The organism is Methanolinea mesophila, from assembly GCF_017873855.1.
Taxonomy (GTDB): Archaea; Halobacteriota; Methanomicrobia; order Methanomicrobiales; family Methanospirillaceae; genus Methanolinea_B; species Methanolinea_B mesophila.
In genome coordinates this window covers 70,296-91,276 of sequence record NZ_JAGGKR010000001.1, presented here as the reverse complement: position 1 = coordinate 91,276, position 20,981 = coordinate 70,296, and the positions used below count along the sequence as shown (strand labels likewise).

At 55.4% G+C, this 20,981-nt stretch carries 21 protein-coding genes; 19 read left to right on the top strand and 2 right to left on the bottom strand.

Going from position 1 to position 20,981, the window contains the following annotated elements; all coding sequences use genetic code 11:
• Positions 1-33 precede the first annotated feature (33 nt).
• The 3 genes from J2741_RS00440 (at position 34) to J2741_RS13065 (ending at position 1,616) form a co-directional block, all read left to right on the top strand.
• Positions 34-480 (top strand): manganese efflux pump MntP, encoded by a 447-nt coding sequence (locus J2741_RS00440; protein WP_209673044.1) that lies wholly within the window; start codon positions 34-36, stop codon positions 478-480.
• 121 nt (positions 481-601) lie between these two features.
• Positions 602-1,105, top strand: a complete 504-nt coding sequence (locus J2741_RS00435) for a hypothetical protein (RefSeq protein ID WP_209673042.1) — start codon at positions 602-604, stop codon at positions 1,103-1,105.
• Positions 1,106-1,250: 145 nt separating this feature from the next.
• Positions 1,251-1,616 carry a DUF1249 domain-containing protein gene (locus tag J2741_RS13065; protein WP_209673040.1) on the top strand — a complete coding sequence of 122 codons (366 nt, stop codon included), beginning with the start codon at positions 1,251-1,253 and terminating at the stop codon, positions 1,614-1,616.
• A 1-nt stretch (position 1,617) separates the two neighbouring features.
• Here the strand turns inward: J2741_RS13065 and J2741_RS00425 are convergent, their stop codons facing one another.
• Positions 1,618-3,309, bottom strand: a complete 1,692-nt coding sequence (locus J2741_RS00425) for a tetratricopeptide repeat protein (protein WP_209673038.1) — start codon at positions 3,307-3,309, stop codon at positions 1,618-1,620.
• 188 nt (positions 3,310-3,497) lie between these two features.
• On the opposite strand from J2741_RS00425, the gene J2741_RS00420 reads away from it, so the two are divergent.
• The 11 genes from J2741_RS00420 (at position 3,498) to J2741_RS00370 (ending at position 16,147) form a co-directional block, all read left to right on the top strand.
• A complete protein-coding gene (locus J2741_RS00420) occupies positions 3,498-4,169 on the top strand; it encodes a DUF5591 domain-containing protein (RefSeq protein WP_209673037.1) in 672 nt (223 codons plus the stop codon).
• 1,472 nt (positions 4,170-5,641) lie between these two features.
• Complete coding sequence (locus J2741_RS00415) at positions 5,642-6,184, top strand: hypothetical protein (protein ID WP_209673035.1); 543 nt, start codon at positions 5,642-5,644, stop codon at positions 6,182-6,184.
• Positions 6,185-6,477: 293 nt separating this feature from the next.
• Positions 6,478-6,810: a hypothetical protein gene (locus tag J2741_RS00410; RefSeq protein WP_209673032.1), complete on the top strand. Its 333-nt coding sequence runs from the start codon at positions 6,478-6,480 to the stop codon at positions 6,808-6,810.
• 40 nt (positions 6,811-6,850) lie between these two features.
• Positions 6,851-8,767 (top strand): V-type ATP synthase subunit I, encoded by a 1,917-nt coding sequence (locus J2741_RS00405; RefSeq protein WP_209673031.1) that lies wholly within the window; start codon positions 6,851-6,853, stop codon positions 8,765-8,767.
• A complete protein-coding gene (locus J2741_RS00400; RefSeq protein WP_209673029.1) occupies positions 8,767-10,212 on the top strand; it encodes a V-type ATP synthase subunit K in 1,446 nt (481 codons plus the stop codon). The genes J2741_RS00405 and J2741_RS00400 overlap by 1 nt, the downstream gene beginning before the upstream one ends.
• 15 nt (positions 10,213-10,227) lie before the next feature.
• Positions 10,228-10,839: a V-type ATP synthase subunit E gene (locus J2741_RS00395; protein ID WP_209673027.1), complete on the top strand. Its 612-nt coding sequence runs from the start codon at positions 10,228-10,230 to the stop codon at positions 10,837-10,839.
• The gene (locus J2741_RS00390) at positions 10,836-12,026 is read left to right on the top strand and encodes a V-type ATPase subunit (RefSeq protein ID WP_209673025.1); all 1,191 of its coding nucleotides are present in this window, start codon (positions 10,836-10,838) and stop codon (positions 12,024-12,026) included. Before J2741_RS00395 ends, J2741_RS00390 begins: the two co-directional genes overlap by 4 nt.
• Positions 12,023-12,322 carry a V-type ATP synthase subunit F gene (locus tag J2741_RS00385; protein ID WP_209673023.1) on the top strand — a complete coding sequence of 100 codons (300 nt, stop codon included), beginning with the start codon at positions 12,023-12,025 and terminating at the stop codon, positions 12,320-12,322. The genes J2741_RS00390 and J2741_RS00385 overlap by 4 nt, the downstream gene beginning before the upstream one ends.
• Before the next feature lie 5 nt (positions 12,323-12,327).
• Positions 12,328-14,106, top strand: coding sequence for a V-type ATP synthase subunit A (locus tag J2741_RS00380; RefSeq protein WP_209673021.1), 1,779 nt, complete (start codon positions 12,328-12,330; stop codon positions 14,104-14,106).
• Entirely contained in the window at positions 14,103-15,500 is a 1,398-nt protein-coding gene (locus J2741_RS00375) for a V-type ATP synthase subunit B (RefSeq protein ID WP_209673019.1), read from the top strand. Before J2741_RS00380 ends, J2741_RS00375 begins: the two co-directional genes overlap by 4 nt.
• Entirely contained in the window at positions 15,497-16,147 is a 651-nt protein-coding gene (locus tag J2741_RS00370) for a V-type ATP synthase subunit D (protein ID WP_209673017.1), read from the top strand. Before J2741_RS00375 ends, J2741_RS00370 begins: the two co-directional genes overlap by 4 nt.
• Positions 16,148-16,311: 164 nt before the next feature.
• On the opposite strand, the gene J2741_RS00365 is transcribed toward J2741_RS00370, so the two are convergent.
• A complete protein-coding gene (locus J2741_RS00365; RefSeq protein WP_209673015.1) occupies positions 16,312-17,217 on the bottom strand; it encodes a universal stress protein in 906 nt (301 codons plus the stop codon).
• Between the two features lie 201 nt (positions 17,218-17,418).
• Between J2741_RS00365 and J2741_RS00360 the strand changes: the two genes are divergently transcribed.
• The 5 genes from J2741_RS00360 to J2741_RS00340 all read left to right on the top strand — a co-directional run bounded on the left by J2741_RS00360 (position 17,419) and on the right by J2741_RS00340 (position 20,981).
• Positions 17,419-17,595 (top strand): hypothetical protein, encoded by a 177-nt coding sequence (locus tag J2741_RS00360; RefSeq protein WP_209673013.1) that lies wholly within the window; start codon positions 17,419-17,421, stop codon positions 17,593-17,595.
• A gap of 9 nt (positions 17,596-17,604) precedes the next feature.
• Positions 17,605-17,928: a hypothetical protein gene (locus J2741_RS00355; protein WP_209673011.1), complete on the top strand. Its 324-nt coding sequence runs from the start codon at positions 17,605-17,607 to the stop codon at positions 17,926-17,928.
• A 1-nt stretch (position 17,929) separates the two neighbouring features.
• On the top strand, positions 17,930-19,852 hold the full coding sequence (locus J2741_RS00350) for a V-type ATP synthase subunit I (protein ID WP_209673009.1): 1,923 nt from the start codon (positions 17,930-17,932) through the stop codon (positions 19,850-19,852).
• Positions 19,853-20,079: 227 nt separating this feature from the next.
• Positions 20,080-20,298: an ATPase gene (locus tag J2741_RS00345; protein ID WP_209673007.1), complete on the top strand. Its 219-nt coding sequence runs from the start codon at positions 20,080-20,082 to the stop codon at positions 20,296-20,298.
• A 98-nt stretch (positions 20,299-20,396) separates the two neighbouring features.
• Positions 20,397-20,981, top strand: coding sequence for a V-type ATP synthase subunit E (locus tag J2741_RS00340; protein ID WP_209673005.1), 585 nt, complete (start codon positions 20,397-20,399; stop codon positions 20,979-20,981).

The following is a 20,981-nucleotide window of genomic DNA, read 5'->3' as shown; positions in this document are numbered from 1 at the left end:
GGTACGCCGGGCAGACCTATAGTGGAGCACCAATTGTTCTCCCTCATACTGCGGGTTGCAATCGGCCTGTCCATGGACTGTTGCGCTGTCGCCCTGGCCGCAGGTTCGGCGAAGCTGAAGGACCGGACTGGTCATCGCATCATTCTTACGGGGTTTCCATTTCCTCATGGCGGTCGTCGGAGGGGTCCGGGTTTTTATCTCGTGGCGTTCATCGCCGGGTTCGACCACTGGGTGGCGTTCGCCATCCTCGTCGCGATCGGAGTCATGATGATCTTCGAGCCATTGTTTGAGATGGATAAGCCCGGCAGGGATTGCTATGCCCGCCGGACAGTGCTTGTCCTGCTCTCGAGCGCCGCCAGTATCTACGCGCCCGGTGTCGGTCTGGTGACAGGTTTCCCCGATTCGGGCATTCTTCCGACCGCTCTCGCAATCGGGCTGGCTTCGCGTGTCTTCCCGCTTATCGGTATCGAGCCAGGGTAGAAACTCGCAATCCGGTTCCGCTCCGCTATGGAGGTATTCGGAGGGATACTCCTGACAAAACAGGAAGGGTTCCCCCTGATTATTCGCAAGAAATAAAAAGGGAGAACGGCATCTGTGGATCATGGAACGCCGCGACCTTTTCTTAATCTCGGCATTTCTTGCCATGGGCACCGTTGTCCGGTTCGTATTCGTTCTCTCGGGGGCCCCGGTGACTCCCGACGTAATGGTGGCGTTCTACGGTCTCGCCATCATGCTCACCCGCCCCTCCTTCCCTTCGGCAATCGGGATCGGGTTTGCCGGAGGGGTACTGGATGCCCTGGTGGGCAGTTCCGCGTTCAACCCCGTGTTCCTGATAAGCGAGCCGCTCGCGGCGGGGGTCTGCATCGTCGCGTTCATCGCCATGGAGGGACGGACCCGCCTCGCACCCGCACTCGCCGTATTCCTTGCCACCCTGGCAAGCGGGTTTTCGTCAACCGGGATAACCCTCTCTCTCGCGGGGGACCGGATACTTGGGACCTTTGCCGCGACTCCACTCCTCGACCTGATAGTCCCCGTCATTCTCGCCACTGCCGTGCTAAATGCCCTCATTGCAGGGCTCGTATATCCGGCGATGCGGAAGGATTGAATTGGACGCCGCACGCTTCCGAATCTCCTGGACCCCCAGGCTTCAGGAGGTCCCGGCATTCCCGGGCCGTGGTGAGGGATTATCCGGGATAGATTTATAGGAGATTTTTTCCATACTGTCTTTTACAGTGACCTGGTGAAGTAAAGTGGACGTATACCAGTCAATTTTCAAGAAGATGGAGGCGATGGGGATCCTCAGGGTCAGGCAGTCCGTAGTGATAGAAAATCCCCCCTATCTCCCGCTTTGTGTCGACCGCCTCGATGAGAACCTCTATGCCCTCTCGCAGAACCCGGTCGTCGACGGCCAGATGGTCGCAGATCCGGACATCGAGATCAGGGTGTACCCCGACCAGAAAAGGGCCGAGCCCTTGGTATATCAGGACCAGCACGAGAGAAAAGTCGTATATCCCGAGCCGGGAAAGGTAAACCTGAAAGTAAAAAACGAGTTGTGCGTCTTTCTCGACAAGTGGCTCAACGATCTGAGCCTCCAGGGGTTCAAGTGGGGACCCTGACCTAACCTTTCGCCCCTTCGTGACGCATCAGCAGTTCGAGTGCCATCCTGGCCTTGTCATTCTCCGGGTTCTCCGAGATCGCCTTCTCGAAACACTGCATCGCGTCGGCATAGCACCCCAGTTTTTCAAGCACCGCACCTTTGCTGTACCACTTGGTGCTGTCCGAAGGGTCCATCTCCAGGGCTTTCTCGTAGCTTATCAGGGCTTCCCGGTGGCGTCCAAGGTCGTCGAGGCACACTCCCCTGAAATACCAGCTCGCCGGGTCTGATGGGTCGAGTTCGATAACCCGGTCGAAACACTGGATGGATTCCCGGTACCGGCCGAGCTGCATCAGACTCACTCCCTTATTGTACCAGCAGTCCGGATCGCCCTGGGATATCTCGATCGCCCGGTCATAGCAGCGGATTGCTTCTTCATGCCGAACCAGCTCGTTCAGAGAGAAACCCCGGTTGTACCACGCATCCGCGTCGTCGGGACTCTCGACAAGAATATGGTCGTAACACCTGAGTGCCTCCTGGTGCCTTCCCGCTGCGGCAAGGATCCTCCCTTTGTCATACCATGCTACGGGGTAATCGGGCTTGATGGCAATCGCCCGGTCGAAATACTCCAGTGCCTTCCCGGTCTCCCCCGTGGTATGACAGAGGATTCCGAGGTTCATGCAGGCCGGGAGGTTCGAAGGGTCATTCTTGAGGACGGACTCATAGCAGGCCGTGGCGCAGGTGATGTCTCCTTCCTCCCGGCAGACCGACGCTTTCGCCATCAGTGCGGTGATATCCCCCGGGTCTTTTGCAATCATGCGGTCGAATTCGGCGCGCGCCTCATCCAGCCGGTGCAAGGCCTGCAGCGAAAGTCCTTTCGCGACTGCCGCCTGCATGCTCCCGGGATCGGCTTCCAGGACCCGTTCGAAGCAGGTCAGCGCCTCACTGTGATCCCCGAGCAGGGCGAGTATACGTCCCCGCTGATACCACCCGTCGGTATCCGCGGGGGCGAGCACGGTACAGCGGGTGTAGCACTCAAGGGCACCACGGAGATCCCCGAGGAACGAGTAGCTCCTTCCGCGGTTGTACCACGAGACCTCGTCGAGAGGATCGATCTCGATAGCCTGTTCGAAACAGGGAAGGGCTTTATCATAGAGCTTAAGGGCCGCGTAAGTGAGGCCCCTGCCCACCCAGGCTTCGCTATAGGTGGTGTCAAGTCTGCACGCCCTGTCGAAATCGGTGAGCGCGTCCCTGAACCTGCCGAGTGCGAAGTTACAGATGCCCCTCCCGGACCAGGCCTTCGCGAGGTCTGGATCAAGTTCTATTGCCCGGGAATAGCTCTGGGCCGCCTGGGGGTAGAGACCAAGGGAGGAGAGGCACAGCCCTTTGTGGTACCAGGCAAAGGCGTACCGCGAATGAATCGCGAGCGCCCGGTCGAAACAGTCCAGCGCTTCCTTGAAACTGGACTCTTTCTCGAGCAGTGCCCCCTTCTGCACCAGGGCGAAGAGATGCCCCGGGTTCAACTCCAGCGCCCGGTCGAAACAGTCGATCGCCTCTCTGGCACGAGATTGCTGCTGGAGCGAAATCCCCCGGTGATACCAGACCTCGCTCTCCTTTTTCCCGGATTCTTTTCGGAAAGGAATGATCGAACCCCCCGTTCTGCCGACTCTTGTTGAATTGAATACTACTGCGCATCTGACGATAAATTTTCGCATTGCGCGCCGGGCAGGGGTTCGTTTCAGGGCCGGGCCGCGAGACGCGTGTGAAACGATGGAATGTCTTAACCACACCCGGGTCGCATATTGTTCAGGCAGCGGGAACGGGTCCCGGGGATACGGGAGGGATCCCTGTTACCCACTTTGCCGGGAACATTTTACCCGCGGTCTGAAGGACGATATTTGCGATGGGAGACGGACAACGAACAGGGGAATACCTGCCGAGAGGTGCGGTGAAGCACCGGGCGCTCACCGAGGAACCTTTTTACCTCCCCCAGTTCGAAGAGGCATTCCGCTATATATTGCAGGAATACCCGCTCCGGGAGAATGACATTGCCATTTTTCTCCCTTGTGCGGTCAAGAAACCCTATAGTGCCAGCCCCAGCCACCGGCTCTTCCGCAGGGTTATCGGGGAGGTTCTCGAGCCGGAGGACTACCAGATCATCATCTTCGGAACCTGTGGCGTTGTCCCCGCGGAGCTGGAACTGATGTATCCCTACGAGAGTTATCACTATATGCTCGGGAAATGCACCGACACGAGGATCAGGGAGGATTTCCTGCGGATCGAATCCTACCGCCTGGCGTGTTTCCTCGATCGCACCCGCGACCTTTACAGGAGGAGGATCGCGTATTGTATCGGGGTGTTCCGGGAGGCGATGGCCGGAGCGTGCCAGAGATCCGGCGTCGAAATGGACCTTCTTCTCCCGACGCGGCCGACGATCGAACGCCTGCGGGATATCGACTGTCCTTTCCCGGACGGGAGCCTGTCCATGAAGGAGTATATCGATGAATTCAGGGACGGTCTCCTGAAGATGTGTCAGCCGGCCTCTCCCGGGGATCCGGGGGCAGGGCGGCGGTGACCAAGGTGGACCAGTGATACGAGGGGAACGGGCAGGGGGGATGAGTCTCGCGGTCCGGGACACGCCGCTCTTCTCCCAATCGTTGGATTGCCGAAGTAGTTCAGGAGTGCTGGTGATGGGAGTAAAAACGGCAGAAATATGCGTTGTTTCTCACAACGTTTCAAAAAATTTAATAAACATTGATCTCAATGTCTATTGCAGGTGTATTAGTGTCCAACTAAGTCACCGACTGAACGTCCAATCCAATGGTAGACGCCCCGGGGGGCAATCCTCCCGGGGCCGCTGCCTCCTTGTGATGCCACCACTCTTTTCCGAACAGACAGGGTAAAGACGGTACGTGCCGCTCCCCTGGTGCTCCGGACATACGTTCTCCAGCTTTCGTCGGGACCGGAAGGTTCCCGGGGGCACCGACCTCCGCACGGACCCCCCCCTCCGAAAGGTCATGCATCGGAAAGGCCGGTTCCCGCCAGAGGGTATCTCCGTATACAGCGTGACGTCAAAACATCCGGCACATAGCAGAGCCTTTGCCAGGGAGGTCCTGTCCGGACGAGGTACGTTCAAGATCATGAGTAGGCCGGGATAGCAGGGATGAACATAGAAATTTCACGATCGGGAACCAGTAAGGAATGCCTCTCCGGCGTTCGCTCAAAGAAAGGATCAAGGATAAGGGGGTGCCCCATGAGAGGATTGTGCGAATCACATGGTCGGCCCCGCATCCGACCTGAGCACATTTCACCTGTATTCCATCCGCCGTTTCGGAATACAGCTTCTTCAGGCCTGCGGCATCATGTCCGCTGAATATCAAGACGGTTCCACACCGGATGTCTTGTTCACCCGTCGCCCTTTTCCGTCCCGGGGTGCGGATCCATCCGGCAGGTTATTGATATTTCCTGAACATTTGTTCGGCTCCGGGATGCAATGGATACCGCAGCAGATCCTGTTGCCGTTTCGGTCTGCCGCTCATTGCAGCCGGCATGTATCCCCAGTGTTCCTCCCTCTGAGGCAGCTCCCCTATAGGCATTATATTATTTATAATTATTCTTTTTATCATCTCTGTCCGTCAAAAGGAAGGATTCCGGCGGTACCGGAAACCGCAAGAAACATTCATGGAGGGGGTTTATTCATTTTTTTGGACAGGCGATGGTCCAGTGGGATACACGGGGAATTTGATGAATTTTCAATAATTTACCCGTATTGCGCAATGTACGGACATTGAAAAAAAGCCGGGGGCGGAGAAGAGATTTTTTGGGGGTTCCTTCGGCGAGGGTATCCGGATACGGCGCGCATAGCATTATACTCCCCGGTTTCGTTCATGCATGCGACTCCCCGCATTTCAGGAGTCCCAGGAGTCATCGGGTGCGGTCAACGGCATTGAAAGTCCCCTGATCCCTCCGGATTAGGGAGCAAGAGGTTGGGTACAAGGGAGAAATTTTTAATATATGAAACCGGAGTTACTCATTTGACGAACGGATATGGGCTACTACAATGCCCTCCTGGAACGAAAATTCCAGAGGGCGGCTGGAAAAAAAATCAGATTCGTCGCAGAGAATTACCGTGAAATCCTCGTTCCCGAAGAGGAACCGGGATACCTGCAGCACCTGAGAGCATTGCTGCCTGTCGATACGAGGAGCGGTAAATGTCCTTTTCCTTTGCTCATGCTTCTCCAGTTGTCCTTATGCCCGGTAACTCTGCTGTTCGTAATCGACCAGAAGATATTCCAGTCACTCGAACACTCATATGGTCCGGTGTCAGCGAAAAGCTGGCTCGAAGAATCCGAGATTTCAGGTCGTTTCATTCTTGAACGGGCAGGGATCCCTTTCCGGGAGGAGAAGATACCGGTGAAATCCCGGATTGTGCTCGGTGACTGCGAAGAGACCACTGTCCGGCTCTCGGGAACTTTTTCATTACTGCTCATTTCAAGGAATTACGGACGAACCGGAAGCACGGTCAACGGGATAAGTGCTGCGGTGTCCAGAATTATTGGACAGATAGAGATACCGGTCATGGTTTACTGATATTTTCTTGTATCGAGAACCCTTCCTCCCGCGCACCCGGTATTTTTTCCCGGGGATACCTTATGGTCTTCACCCTGCTCCCGCCAGTCCGGAGGAAGGTGTCGCGGGACCATCCTTCCGAGGGGGTTTCCACCCCCGGTTTGGACAAGAAATGACCTTCTCTGCCGGGTCCGTATTGGAACACCCGGATCACAATACAGGAGATAAATTCGGGATATCCGAAAAAAAGGGGTGGCAAAGTTTTATGATGTGGACATAGTATCACTAACTATCCTGCCTTCGCCTGGTGGATTATGGTCTATGATGAGATTGCCCGGATCAAGCTCGCAGAAAACCACGCACTGACGACGCTGTCCCAGGCACGCACGGAGGCAGAACGGTTGTTGAACGATGCAAGGACCGAAGCGGAAGCCATCAAGCGAAGATCGATAGAAGCAGGATGGGCCGAAGTCCAGCAGGCCAGAGCCGAGAGCCACAGGATTGCAGATCTTGCCGCCGCGAAGATCCGAAATGAAGGAGAAGAACGCGTCGCGGAAATTCAAAAAGATAGCGAGCCAAAACTCGGTGAAGCCGTAACGCACATAGTGAACCGCATAACTGGTAAATCCGATGTTTTACCCTTCTGATATGTGCATGCTGAATGTGGGCGTTCATAATGCCTTCAGGATGCAAGGGGTGGAAGCCATGTATGAGGCCGGGATGATGGAAGTGATCCCGCTGAAGGATCCGACTTCCCCGCTCCAGGGATCCCTTGAACCGGGAATTCGTCCGGAGTTACTCGACAGGTGTGCGGAGTACCAGGTGCGGTTGAACCAGGTGCTCGACACGTTCGAAGAAATCCCCGCCTCCATGGTGAGAGCACTCGGGCTGTTCTTCACTCCTCCCGACGCGAACCCGTTTCCCGTCAGGGTCGAATCCATTGAGGACTGTTTCAGGCAGATCGACACACTTCTTACAGAAACCGAGGGTACGCTCCGGGACAAGTCGGCCCTGATCACCATCAGGGAAAAGGTCCAGTCCCTGGAAAGAAGGGAGAGCGATGTCAATCTTCTCCTTCCTTTTCAGCTGGATCTCGCCCTGCTCGGTGATTTTACCACCTTCTCCGTCAGCGCAGTAATGGTAAAAAAAGAAGAAACCGGGATGTTTTTACAGCAGGTGACGGCCGCAGGTGCCGAAGAGATTTTCATTGATAAAAAAACTGCAAAGGACGGGGAAGTGGTTCTCATTGCGTACCCCGCACACCTGCGACCATCCATCCATCCCTCGTTCCGTCTTTCGGGTGTCTCGGTACTACACTGTGAGGAGTGCGAGGGAACGCCCGATAAGGCCCTTGCCACGATACGCGACCGGATCAGGGAGTTACGCGAGCACGAGAGGGAACGAATCAACAGTCTCGAAATGTTCAGGGATACCTACGAGAGGAAACTTCTCGCGATAAGGGAAGAACTCCGTATACGGAAAGAGGAACTGGATCTTATCCCAAAGAGCGGATCCAGCCGGGATGTAACCTACCTGAGCGGGTGGATCCCGGCACGCGAAGTGAATTCATTCACTGCCGCGATGGACAGATCCACATGCGGGCATTTCTTTTCAACACGCCCGGAAAAAGTGGAGAGTCCCCAGGAGGCCCCGGTAATGTATGACAACCCACGCTGGTTGCGGCCATTCGAATTTCTCACCACCATGTTCGCCAGGCCGAAATACGGCGAGATAGATCCCACTCCGTTCATGGCACCCATCTTCGTCATATTTTTCGGGCTTATGCTCGGCGATGCGGGGTATGGCATTCTGCTGACCCTCTCCGGATTCCTGCTATACTGGAGATTCCGTCGCTCGAGCTCCGTATTCCATGATCTCTCCATCATCCTGACCTGGTGCGGGATATCGGCGGTAATTTTCGGCACGCTTCAGGGGGGATGGTTCGGGGATGTACCCAGTCGTTTCTTTGGCATTTCCCCGCCCCTCGTGCTCCTCGAACCGATAAAGGATCCTATTGCTATGTTCCAGATTGCGCTCCTGCTGGGTATCCTTCACATCAACCTCGGTCTTACTCTCGGTTTTTATCAGAACATCAGGAAGAAGGAATACAATCCGGCGCTGATGGACCAGGGCGTCTGGTTTATCATCCAGCCCTCTGCCGCCATTCTCATGGCAGTGTTTTTCGGGTGGATCACGGCTGGGACGAACGTGTTGTATGTGGCTGTCGCCGGAATTGTCGCCGGGCTGGCGATAATTTTCTATTCCCGGGGACCGATGGGTTTCTTTGCACTCACCGGATTCCTCGGGGACTGGCTCTCGTATGTCCGTATTCTCGCACTGGCACTGGCCACCGGGGGGATCGCCATGACGGTAAACATTCTCGCCGAGCTCGTCGCGGAGGTCAGCCCCTATCTCGTGGTACTCGCGGTCCTGGTGTTCCTCGGAGGACAGTTGTTCAATCTGATTATCCAGAGCCTTGGAGGGATGATTCATTCAATCCGCCTCCAGTACATCGAATTCTTCAGCAAGTTCTTCATAGGCGGAGGGGAGGCATTCACCCCGTTCCGGATGGAACGCATGTACTCGGTCCGGGGTGATGCCTGATGCCAATCGGGCCAGGGACCGCGCTTGTTGCCATCGGGGCAGGAATTGCGGTCGGATTCTCTGCGATAGGGGCAGGCATAGGGGTAGGTATCACCGGAGCGGCGTCGGCCGGAGTGACCGCGGAAAAACCCGAAAAATTTGGTATGGCGCTTATCTTTACCGCAATTCCGCAGACGCAGGCAATATACGGGCTTCTCGTTGCGGTTCTCATCCTGCTTTCGGGCGGTTTCCTGGGAGGTACCGCGGGGGATATTCCCATTCCTATCGGGCTCTCCGCGGTGGGAGCAGGTCTTGCCGTAGGATTGGCGGGACTTTCATCGATCGGGCAGGGGATCGCGTCATCAGCCGGCGTCGCAACGGCCGCCGAGCGCCCCGAGACTTTCGGGAAAGGCGTCGTATTCTCGGTTATATGCGAAACTCAGGCGATTTACGGGTTGCTCGTCGCCGTTCTCATACTCGTCTTCTCCGGACTGCTCTCCGGCAACTACATCGCGACCACGGCCGCGGGTCTTGCAGGGATAGGATGCGGGTTGTCCATCGGTCTTTCGGGAACATCGGCGATCGGGCAGGGGATTGCCGCTTCGGCGGGTGTCGCGGCCACGTCGGAAAAACCGGAACTGTTCGGAAAAGGAGTAGTATTTGCCGCGATCTGTGAGACCCAGGCGATTTACGGCCTTTTGGCAGCGATCCTGATCATGTCGTTCACCGGGATGTTTACCGGAAACCTCGTCGCCACCCTTGCGGCAGGAGTGGTCTGCATCGGTGCCGGACTTGCCACGGGTTTTGCGGGATTCTCTGCAATCGGGCAGGGGATCGCCGCCGCTGCAGGGATCGGCGCGACCGCGGAAAAACCGGAGATGTTCGGAAAAGGGATTGTTTTCGCAGCGATTTGCGAGACCCAGGCGATTTACGGTCTTCTGGTCGCGGTCCTTTTGATGGCCTTCACCGGCCTCATCTCCGGCGACATGACCCTTACCCTTGCCGTGGGATTTGCGGCGATCGCAGGCGGGCTCGCGGTCGGCCTCGCGGGGCTGTCGGCTATCGGGCAGGGGATTGCGGCATCCGCCGGAATCGCGGCAACGGGAGAAAAACCGGAAATGTTTGGAAAGGGAGTAGTCTTCTCTGCGATCTGTGAAACACAGGCGATTTACGGACTGCTCGTCGCCATCCTGATAATGGTGTTCACCGGTATGATCACCCATGATTTCATCACCACGCTCGGCGTCGGGATTGCCACCATCGGTGCGGGGATTGCCGTAGGACTCGGAGGATTTTCAGCAATAGGTCAGGGAATCACCTGTGCCTCAGGAATTGCCGCCACTGCCCGCAGATCCGAAGCAATGGGAAGGAGCCTGGTGTTCGCCGCTATGTCGGAGACGTTCGCGATATTCGGTCTGCTCGTGGCGATTCTCATACTCTTTGGCCTGGGGATTTTCACCATGTGACCGAGCGGAGGAACGATGAGCCTGGAAGCGATCGAGGAAAGAATTAGAAAAGACGCAGAAGAAGAGGCACGGATAATCACTTCCACGGCCGAGGAGGAGGCGAAAGGGATAATTGCGAGGGCTGCAAAGGACGCGGAGCGTGAATACGCCTCCCTGCATCGGTCGGAGTCAAAAAAGACCGAGATCTCCGTCCAGCAGACACTTTCGCAGGCCCGGATGGATTCCAGGAACACGGTGAGGGAGTTCCGTGACTCCCTCGTCGCCGGATGCTTTTCCCGTGCGGAGGAATCCCTTCTCTCGGTACGGAACTCGCCGGAATACGGGGATATATTCAGGCATCTCCTGGAGGAGGCCCTGGATATACTTGGAACCGGAAAGGCTGAAATTTCCGTCCATCCCGAAGATCGACAACTCGCTATGTCCGTCGCCGAATCATTCCCGGGAGAACATATTTCACTCACGGTGACCGGGAATTCGCTGGACACCACCGGGGGAATGATCCTGGCAGCCCCCGAACGGAAAATAACAGTCGACAACACCTTCGAAGCAAGAAGGGAACGATTAAAGCGGGCATTGATCATCGAGACATCAGATATTCTCTTTCCCGTACGAGGAGGGCGGACATGACACCCGGGGATCTGGATACCCTGATCAGCTCCATCGCTGTCGACCCGGTCGCCATGATCCTCGTGGGTCTTGCCCTGCTTGTCCTGGTAATCCTGATTATCGGTACATTTTTTGGGTATTTCCGTGTTTTGTTGAACATTGCGCTCTTTGCCTATCCCGTTGCGAGGGTGAAGGCTGTGGGAAACCCCTTCGTAACGAGGTCGCAGGCGGAAGCCCTCGCGGAGTCGGGATCGTTCTCCGAGTTTCTCACCGTCCTTATGGAGTCAGGCGCAGGGCCGCAAATTCCTGAAAATACAACGCTCGAGGGGGTGGAAAAAATACTCGAAACATGGCATTATCAGGAGATCCAGAAGATGGGGGCCTCGCTCCCGGACGCGATCCGCCCGTTTTTCTCAGCGTACATAGGCATTTTCGAGGGCGAACAGATAATCGCCGCGTTAAGATCGGTTTATTCGGCAGGCATCCGTCCGGGTGCTCCCGCCCATATCGCAGAGATCGGATGTATCACCCCGGCGCTTATCGACAGCATCGGTGAAAGCACCGATATCAAGGATCTTATCTCAAGACTGCAGGGCACACCGTACGTCGCCCCTCTGGCGGCAGCGTTCCCGGAATATGAGGAAACCTCGAGCATCGGGCCGCTTGAATCCGCCGTCAGGCTGTACGTGATGAAAAATCTCAATGCAAGCAAAGGCAGGGTGGATCCCGCAGTCCTCCCGGCGGTGCTTGCATTTACCGGGGTATACGCGGATGTGACCAACATTCTTACCCTTTTAAGGGCAAAATCCCGAAATCTTCCCCTGGAATTGGTGTCCCTCTGGCTGGTCCCGGGGGGCGCATACTACGAAGAGTGGCGGTTAAGGCAGATTTATGAAAGCGCACGTCCGGCGGATATCCTCCGTCAGCTGGAGGGATCCGAATATTTCCATGTCCTCGAACCCCTCGTACAGGTACCAGGAAGCAGCATAGATCTCGGAGCCTGTGAACTTACCCTGGACCGGTACATGCTTGCCAAAGCAACAGGGCTTTCGTCGGTGTACCACCTTACCGGGGGCCCGCTCATCAAATTTGCGGTTTCCAGGAAGTACGAGATGAGAAATCTTCGTATATTCTTCCATACAGGATTCGAAATGCGGACGCTTGAAGAGGCGTTGCCGAACCTGGTCCTGCAGGAGGCGGTATCGTGAAAATTGCCGTGATCGGAAACCCGAGGATGGTCCGGGGTTTCCGGCTGGCGGGAATCGAGAACACGCTCGCGACAGTCCCCGGGGCTGAAGACGAGGAGGTGATCGGCCGGTGGATTCATGACCCCGAAGTCGGGGTGATCGTGGTCGACAGTGCATTGAAATCTTCGGTCTCCAGAATACAAGCCGCGCTGCAGATGAAAAAGGGGGCCTATCCTGTAATGGTAGTCCTCGGAACGGAAGAAGATACGGGAGAACTTCCGCCCGGTGTAAATGTACTCCCGCATCAGGTCAGGTGAAAAGAATGATGAGGGAACCAGGAAATCCCGGAACGGTGGTCAGGGTAACCGGTCCGGTGGTGCAGGCAGGGGGGATGACCGGGGCCCGCATGTACGAGATCGTCAGGGTCGGAAAGGATGAACTGATAGGGGAGATCATCGCCCTCGAAGGGGAATCGGCAACGATTCAGGTCTACGAGGAGACTGCGGGAATGATTCCCGGGGAACCCGTTACAGGTACGGGAAGTTCCCTCTCGGTGGCGCTCGGTCCCGGCCTTCTCGGGTGCATTTTTGACGGCATCCAGCGTCCGCTCGAAAAGATGTTCGGGATTTCGGGAGATTTTATTCCGAAGGGAAGCAGGGTCCCCCCGCTTGACCGCACCGCCTCCTGGACGTTCATGCCTTCGGGGGAATCCTCCCGCACCGTGACAGGCGGCGATGTGCTCGGGCATGTCCAGGAGGGACCAATCGTCCACAAAGTCATGGTCCCTCCGGGGCTCGCCGGCAGGTTCACCCGGATCGCGGATGAAGGTGACTATACCCTTCAGGACGACATTGGTATCCTGGAAACGGCCACGGGCCGGGTCCCGCTCACCATGGAGCAGTTATGGCCTGTAAGGGTCCCCCGTCCCATAACTACCAAACTCGAACCGGGCGATCCGCTGCTGACAGGACAGCGGGTCATCGATCTTTTTTTTCCGATCGCGGTAGGAGGGACTGCGGCAATACCGGGGCCCTTCGGATCCGGAAAAACTGTCGTACAGCACCAGCTCGCAAAGTGGGCCAGTGCCGATATCGTGGTGTTCGTGGGCTGTGGGGAGAGGGGAAACGAGATGGCCGATGTATTGACGGAGTTTCCCAGACTCCCGGATCCCCGGACAGGGGAACCGCTCATCAACCGCATGGTCCTTATCGCGAATACCAGCAACATGCCCGTCGCGGCCCGGGAAGCGTCTGTGTATACCGGGATAACCATTGCCGAGTATTACCGTGACATGGGCTATAACGTGGCGTTGATGGCGGATTCAACCTCGCGATGGGCGGAGGCCATGAGAGAGATCTCCGGCCGGCTGGAGGAAATGCCGGGAGAAGAGGGTTACCCGGCGTATCTCGGCTCCAGGCTGGCAGATTTTTACGAGAGGGCCGGAAAAGTGATCACGATTGGGAAACAACCCGCGACGGGTTCGGTTTCGGTCATCGGAGCAGTATCCCCTCCGGGAGGGGACTTTTCCGAACCGGTGACCCAGAACACCCTCCGCATGGTCAAAGTATTCTGGGCCCTGGATTCGGAACTCGCCTACCGCCGACATTTCCCTGCGATCAACTGGCTGAACTCGTATTCACTGTATTCCGGCGCGGTGGACGCCTGGTGGGAGGAGAACGAGAACCCGGAATGGAGAAAGATGAGGGAGGAACTCATGGTCATCCTGCAGCGGGAGAACGAACTGGAGGAACTGATAAAGCTCGTGGGGCCGGAAGTCCTTCCTGAAACCGACCGTCTGGTGCTCCTGAAAGCCGAGATAATCCGTGAAAGCCTGCTGATGCAGTACGCGTTCCATCCCCACGACACCTATACCGGCCCCGAAAAACTTGTCCGGATGGTCCTGGCCGATATCCGTTTTTTCTCGCTTGCGGACAGGGCGGTGGCCCTCGGGGTAACCGCGGAGACCATCCGGGAATTCCCGGTGAAAGGCATGCTTGCACGGATGGGTACGGTATCCCCTGAAGATTCCGCGGAGCTATTCCGGCAGATCGATTCCGGACTCCGCTCGGAGTTCTCTGCCGTGGGGGTGGAGAGCGAATGACACACAGTGCGAGAGAGTATACCTCCGTCTCACGTGTGGAGGGCCCGATCATGGTGGTTGATGGAGTCGAGGGAATTGCCTACGGGGAAGTGGCGGTGATAACCCTGCCGTCGGGCGAAAAACGCCAGGGCCAGGTGCTTGAGACAAGGACTGCCAGGGCCATCGTCCAGGTCTTTGGATCCACCCGCGATCTCGATACGTATACCACCCGGGTCAGGTTCACCGGCGAGACGATGCATATCGGAGTCACCGGGGAGATGCTCGGCAGGGTCTTTGACGGCACCGGCAATCCGCTTGACGGAGGTTCGCTCCCGATACCCGAAGAGATTCGCGATATCCATGGATCGTCCATCAACCCGTACGCCCGCGAACATCCCCGCGATTCCATCCAGACCGGGGTGTCCGCGATTGACGGGATGAATACGCTTGTCAGAGGGCAAAAACTCCCAATATTTTCGGGAGCCGGCCTTCCCCATAATCTCCTTGCGGCCCAGATCGCCCGGCAGGCCAGGGTCCGGGGACAGGAGGAACAGTTTGCGGTCATCTTCGCGGCGATGGGAATTACGCATGAAGAAGCGGCGTATTTCCTGAAGGATTTCAGAACTACGGGTGCGCTCGAAAGGGCGGTCGTGTTCCTGAATCTTGCGGATGATCCGGTGATCGAACGAATCATCACCCCGCGGCTGGCACTCACCACCGCGGAGTTCCTCGCCTTCGAGAAGGGGATGCATGTTCTGGTGATCATGTCGGATCTCACCAATTATTGCGAGGCATTGAGAGAGATCGCCGCTGCGAGGGAGGAGGTGCCGGGGCGCAGGGGATACCCGGGGTACATGTATACCGATCTCGCGACCATTTACGAAAGGGCGGGAAGAATACGGGACAGAAATGGTTCCATCACCCAGATCCCGATACTCACGATGCCTGATGACGATATCACGCACCCGGTGCCCGATCTTACCGGGTACATCACCGAGGGGCAGATCGTGCTCTCCCGGGACCTTCACCGCAAGGGGATTTATCCGCCTGTCAACGTGCTCCCCTGCCTTTCCCGGCTTATGCAGGGCGGGATCGGCGAGGGGCGGACCCGGAAGGACCATGCCGAAGTCAACAACCAGCTCTATTCCGCATACGCACAGGGCGTAAAACTGAAGGGGCTGGTCGCAGTGATCGGGGAGGAGGCACTCACCGATATCGACCGTAACTATCTGTTGTTCGCGGATCGCTTCGAAAAGGAATTTATCGGCCAGGATGCCGAAGAGAACAGGACGTTCGAGGCAACTCTCGATCTGGCCTGGGATCTCCTGGCGCTGCTCCCCGAGAGCGAACTCAGGCGCATCGATACGGCGACGATCCGCACCTATCACCCGCATTACAGGAGCGGCAAAGTATGAGCCCCTCCCTCGCCCCGGGTATCCGGCCGACCAGGATCGAACTGCTGAAACTAAAGCGGCAGGAGGTTTTGGCACAGAAAGGTCACGATCTGCTGGAAGAAAAACTGGATGCGATGACCATCGCGTACCTCTCCTACCGCCAGCCCTACCTGAGACAGAAAGAACTCGTGAACAAGTCCCTTGAAAACGCACTCCGGACCCTTGGACGGGCTGAGATGTTCATGGGACTCACCAGCGTGGAAATGATCGCCCATTCCATTCCCGGTATTCCTGACATTCCCATGGATACCGCCAAAGTCATGGGAGTTTCGGTTCCCCGGATCCCTCTGCAGGAGAAAAGACCCGGCACATCCTCCGGTCTCGGATACAGCATCCTCGGGACTTCCGCCGTACTCGACGAGGCACTTGAAAAATTCGAGAACCTCCTTGGCGAATTGCTGCGCCTGGCAGAACTCGAAGGAACTATCACGCGGATAAACCGGGAGATGAAGCGAACCCGGAGAAGGGTAAATGCGCTGGAAAAGATCTATATCCCCCAGATCCAGGCGACACACCGGTATATCGAGATGCACCTGGAAGAGAGAGAACGCGAGGACCAGTTCCGACGCAAACGTACCAAACAGCTTCTCAAAGGGGAGCAGGGATGAGACATCACCCTCATTTTTATCCCCGCGACGATTGGCTTAAGGAACTGATGAAAAGCAGGCGAGCCCGAAAATACATCCAGAAATTATTCATTTTCTTCGAGATTGCATTTTATGCTTCGATCCTGATAGGCCTCGCGCTCTTTCTTTATCTCCTTATTTCCGCTTCAGCGTGATTCCATGATTCCCGGTTCCGCGGGCAGGCGGGTTCTCAGCACGAGAACCGGGCGGGCGGCATTCTTCGCAACCTCCGACACCACGGCGCCTAAGAGAGCTCCTCCCCGCCAACCCCTTCCGTACGAAGAAAGCCCGATAAGGGAGACATCTTCCTCATCCGCCATGCGTGATATTTCAGAGGCAGGATCCCCCACGCGCACGCTGCTATTGCAGGAAATTCCCGACCGGGCGAGGGAAGCCACGATTTTCGAGAGTTCATGTTCCGCGGCATTCAGTTTCTCCTGCAGTTCACTGGAATCTTCTTCTGAAATGACCACATGGAGTATCCGGATCTCTCCAATCCCGGGAATCCGTGCGATATCGTTCAGCGCCACGGAAGAATGTGGCGAGAAGTCTGTCGGGCAGAGAACGCGCGAAAGGACCCTGGGGCAGTATTTCTCGAATGCCGGGCCGGAAAGAGCTTCGACTACACGATATTTCATGATAAGGACGTGAACGGGGGAATAGCGCAGGACGTGGGACGACACGCTTCCCATCAAAACCCCGGTGGCGATACTTTCCCCCCGCGCCCCGATGAGGATTATGCTTGGTTTTAATTCCAGAGCCTCACCGACTATCGCAGCACCGACCGACCCGCTTCGGATCTTTCTCAGTATAGACTGGACAGTGATTCCCTGGTTTTTCAGGTACTCACACTCCTCGTAGAGGTTACGGTTCGCGGAGGATGTCATCGCCTCGGACCCCCACGCCGCGCGGACGATTCTTTTGGCCTCGACGACATGGATCAGCACAACCTCGCTGATTCCGGGAAGCCCCGCAATACAGTCCAGCGTCCTCTTCGCATGCTCTGAAAAATCCGTAGGGAAGAGGATCTTTGAAAAGATTCCCGAATTCACGGATATCTCCCCCCTGATACGGGTCCGGGTTGTGAGGTGTGACCTCCCGGGCAGGAAGAATATCCGGGCAGCTGCGGTATCATTTGCCTGAGAATGCAATGCAGCGCCATACTGAACGATCTTCCGTATAGGTAATTTATTTATATTAAATATGACTACCATCCATCCGACGACGCAGAAGTCGGAGAGAATGTGGCTGCGATGAATGAAATAAGCATGGAAATTTTAGAGAAGCTTAAAAAAGCTGCTTTAAAACGCTGTGAAGAGCGCATAGTGGAGGCCCGCAATGCCCCCGGTCCTCCGAAAAAGGAGTTGAGGTGCGGCATGGTACGGAACGGTTTTACTTCTTCTTTAAAAAAACAGCATGGACTATTGTGAGGTGTTGAAATGGAGGATGAAGGATCTTTACTGGAGATCGTGCAGCGAAAAGAGCAGGAGCTCAAGACGAGGTGCGATGTTGTAGCCAGGGAAATGGAGAGCTCGTTGGATACCGCAAAAAAAGAGGCTGAATTACGTATCCAGAATGCAGTAAACCGGGCCAAAGAGGAATCCGCGAAGATTATTCAGGAAGCAACTGCGTCTCTTGAAAGAGATCTTACCGGTATCCGTTCTGATAGTCGCCTCAAACGTGAAATGATAAAGGAAAAGGCGGAAGCAATGATGCCCAGGGCCGTGGATTTCATTGTAAACGCCACTGCAGGTTCTTCGTGATATGCTTCAGAAGATGAAGAGCGTCCTGGTAGTGGGCCCGAGAAGGGATTACCAGGAGATAATCGACGTGCTGTACCGGGAGGGTACGATACATCTTCAGGATATCTCGGGCATTCTGGAGAATGGACAGGAGATTTTTACCAGGATGGAAGTTCCCAAAGAAGAAGAAATATCTGCCCTCCTGGTGAAACTCCATGGAATCGCCCACATCCTGCCTGTATCCGACGAAGAACCCGTAAAAATGGGAGATTGTGAGGAATCGCTCCAGAAACTCTCTACGAGCGCCCTCATTGCGCGGGCATATCAGGTGATCTCCAACCTTGAGAGTCATACCAGAGAGCTTGCCAACCGAAGGTCGGATCTTGAGCTTCGTCGTACCACACTCGACAACTATGCAAGAATAATGGGAAAAATCCAGCCCATTGAAAGCCAGGTCCCTCTTTTAGAGGGGTTTGAAGTCACGGTCCTGCTTATCCAGAAGGAATTCCACGAAATTCTCGACCTCGTTCGTCCGCAGCTGAAGGCGATTACCCACAACCAGTTTGAATTCATCACCGCGGAACTCGACGAAAATAATATTGCGGCAATAACCGTTTTTTCCAAGAAATACTCCGAACAGGTCCATTCCTTTCTGTTCTCGCAGAATGTCAACGAGGTGAGAATTCCCCGCGAGTATGCGAATATACCCCTGGACGAGGCCCTTAATGCGATAGCACGAAACAAGGAGGAGATCGACACTGAGATAAAGACCATCGACGGCGACCTCGCCGCGCTCTCTTCCAGAAGATACCTGGAAATATCGACACTGGCCAGGCTGCTCGAGGACCGGCTCGAAGAGATACGTGCCCTGAACCGTTTCGGACAGTCGGAAAACACTATTCTAATCCGGGGATGGATCCCGAAAAAATTTTTAAAGAGGACAAAAGCAGCCCTTTCGGATGCCTTCGGGAACAGGGTGGTGGTATCTGAAATGGATGTCTCGGCAGAGGAACTCGAGAACGCCCCGACGTTCTATGATAATCCCCGGTGGGTCAAACCATTCGAATTCTTCATGAAGCTGGTCAGCCCGCCCAAGTATGTCGAGATCGATCCAAGCCCCCTCATGGCGATTTTTTTCCCTCTCTTTTTCGGAGTGATCGTGGGGGATATCGGATACGGGCTCTGTATCATTGCATTCGCACTGGTGATGAAATGGAGGTTCAAAATGATGGAATGGATCCAGCAGCTCGCAAACATCCTTCTTATCAGTGCGATACCCACCATATTCTTCGGGTTTCTCTACGGGGAATTTTTCGGGAACCTCGGCGAAGAAATGGGCTGGATAGAGCCTGTTACTCTTTTCGGGATCACGTGGAACCGGCTGGAGGCGATAGTACCTCTTCTCGTGCTGGCCATCGTAATCGGCGTTATCCACATCTATATCGGCCTCTCGCTTGGCGCACTCAACGCGATATACCGCAGAAAGAAGAAACACCTCCTTGAAAAGATCGGGATGATGGGCGTAATTGCCGGCATTCTCATCCTGGTGGTTACGTTAATGGGTATAATCCCGGAATTCGGGACAATTATTGCGGCGGCACTCATGGTGGTATTCGTCCCCCTCCTGATCTATGGGGGTGGAACGATGGGCGCGATAGAGGTAATGAGCACGCTGGGGAACATCCTTTCCTATGCCCGTATCATGGCCATAGGGATGGCATCCGTTATTCTTGCCCTCGTAGCGAACGAGCTCGGGGGCGCACTCGGCGTTGCAGTGGTTGGAATACTTATCGCTACGCTTCTTCATGCCCTCAACGTCATTCTCGCGATGTTCAGCCCGTCGTTGCATTCGGTCCGGCTTCACATCGTGGAATTCTATTCGAAATTTTACGAGGGAGGGGGTGAACCATACCGGCCTTTCGGGAGAGATAAAGGGGCAGAATAAAAAAAAGACAATTATTCTGCCCCGGATTTAAAAATTAATTTTACTCATTAGAGCAAAACTCAAAAAAACCGCGCAAAATGTTTTACCGGATACAGAATTATTTATTTATTAAAAGAACGAGAAATTAATGTTATATTTTTAATTCGATTTTATGAAAAAAATCAATTTTCTAACATCTATATCTTTATATCACATTAGTAATATGCTTATGCATAGGAGAGGTGTAAATGGTCGGTTGGGAAGTCCCTATCGGGGCCGCTATCGCATTTGCTGGCGGAGCAATTGGTACTGCCTGGGCACAGTCGAGAATCGGTTCGGCCGGTGCAGGAACAATTGCAGAGAGGCCGGAAACGTCAGGGACCATTATTGTCCTGGAAGCAATCCCCGAAACCCTGGTCATTCTCGGGTTCGTGGTGGCTTCAATGATCATCATAATGGTGCAGTAACCTGACCGGATTTGTTCCGGGTGGTGAAATGTCGCCAGTTTTGGCCCATAGAATAGTTTTTGCGAGTAAGAGAGGGGTGACAGCGGACGCGATCGAGTATGGCATACAATGACCTTGTCCGGTCCATGGAAGAGAGTGCCGAGGAAAAGATCTCAGAGATCCGGTCGGAAACGAATGCCAGGGTCGAGGAGATCACCCGGGAATCATCTGAAAAAGCCGATTATGTGCATCAATCCCTCCTGGATGAGGCACATTCGGAGGCGAGAGATCAAAGGAACCGGACCCTTTACCAGATCCGGGGCGAGGAGAATGTTATTACCACGACAGAAAAAGAGCGCCTCGTGGACGAGGCGTTCCGGAAAGCCGGAGAAAGACTCGCCAGAGCGAGAACCGATCCCGCCTACGGGGAGCAGTTCGCACAACTCCTCACAGAGTCCCTTGCGGCGATCGAAGCAATGGAGATCAGGGTTCATATCGATCCAAGGGACCAGGATCTCGCCATTGGCATCCTGAAAGGGAAATCTGTCACTGCAGAGCTGGTCCCCGACCTGGTTACCGCAGGGGGGGTTGAAGTCTCGTCTGCTGATGGAAGGATCAGGGTTTACAATACCCTGGAATCACGACTGAACAAGGCCCGGAACGTATATAACAAGGAGGTTTGCCGGATCCTCTTCGGAGAATGA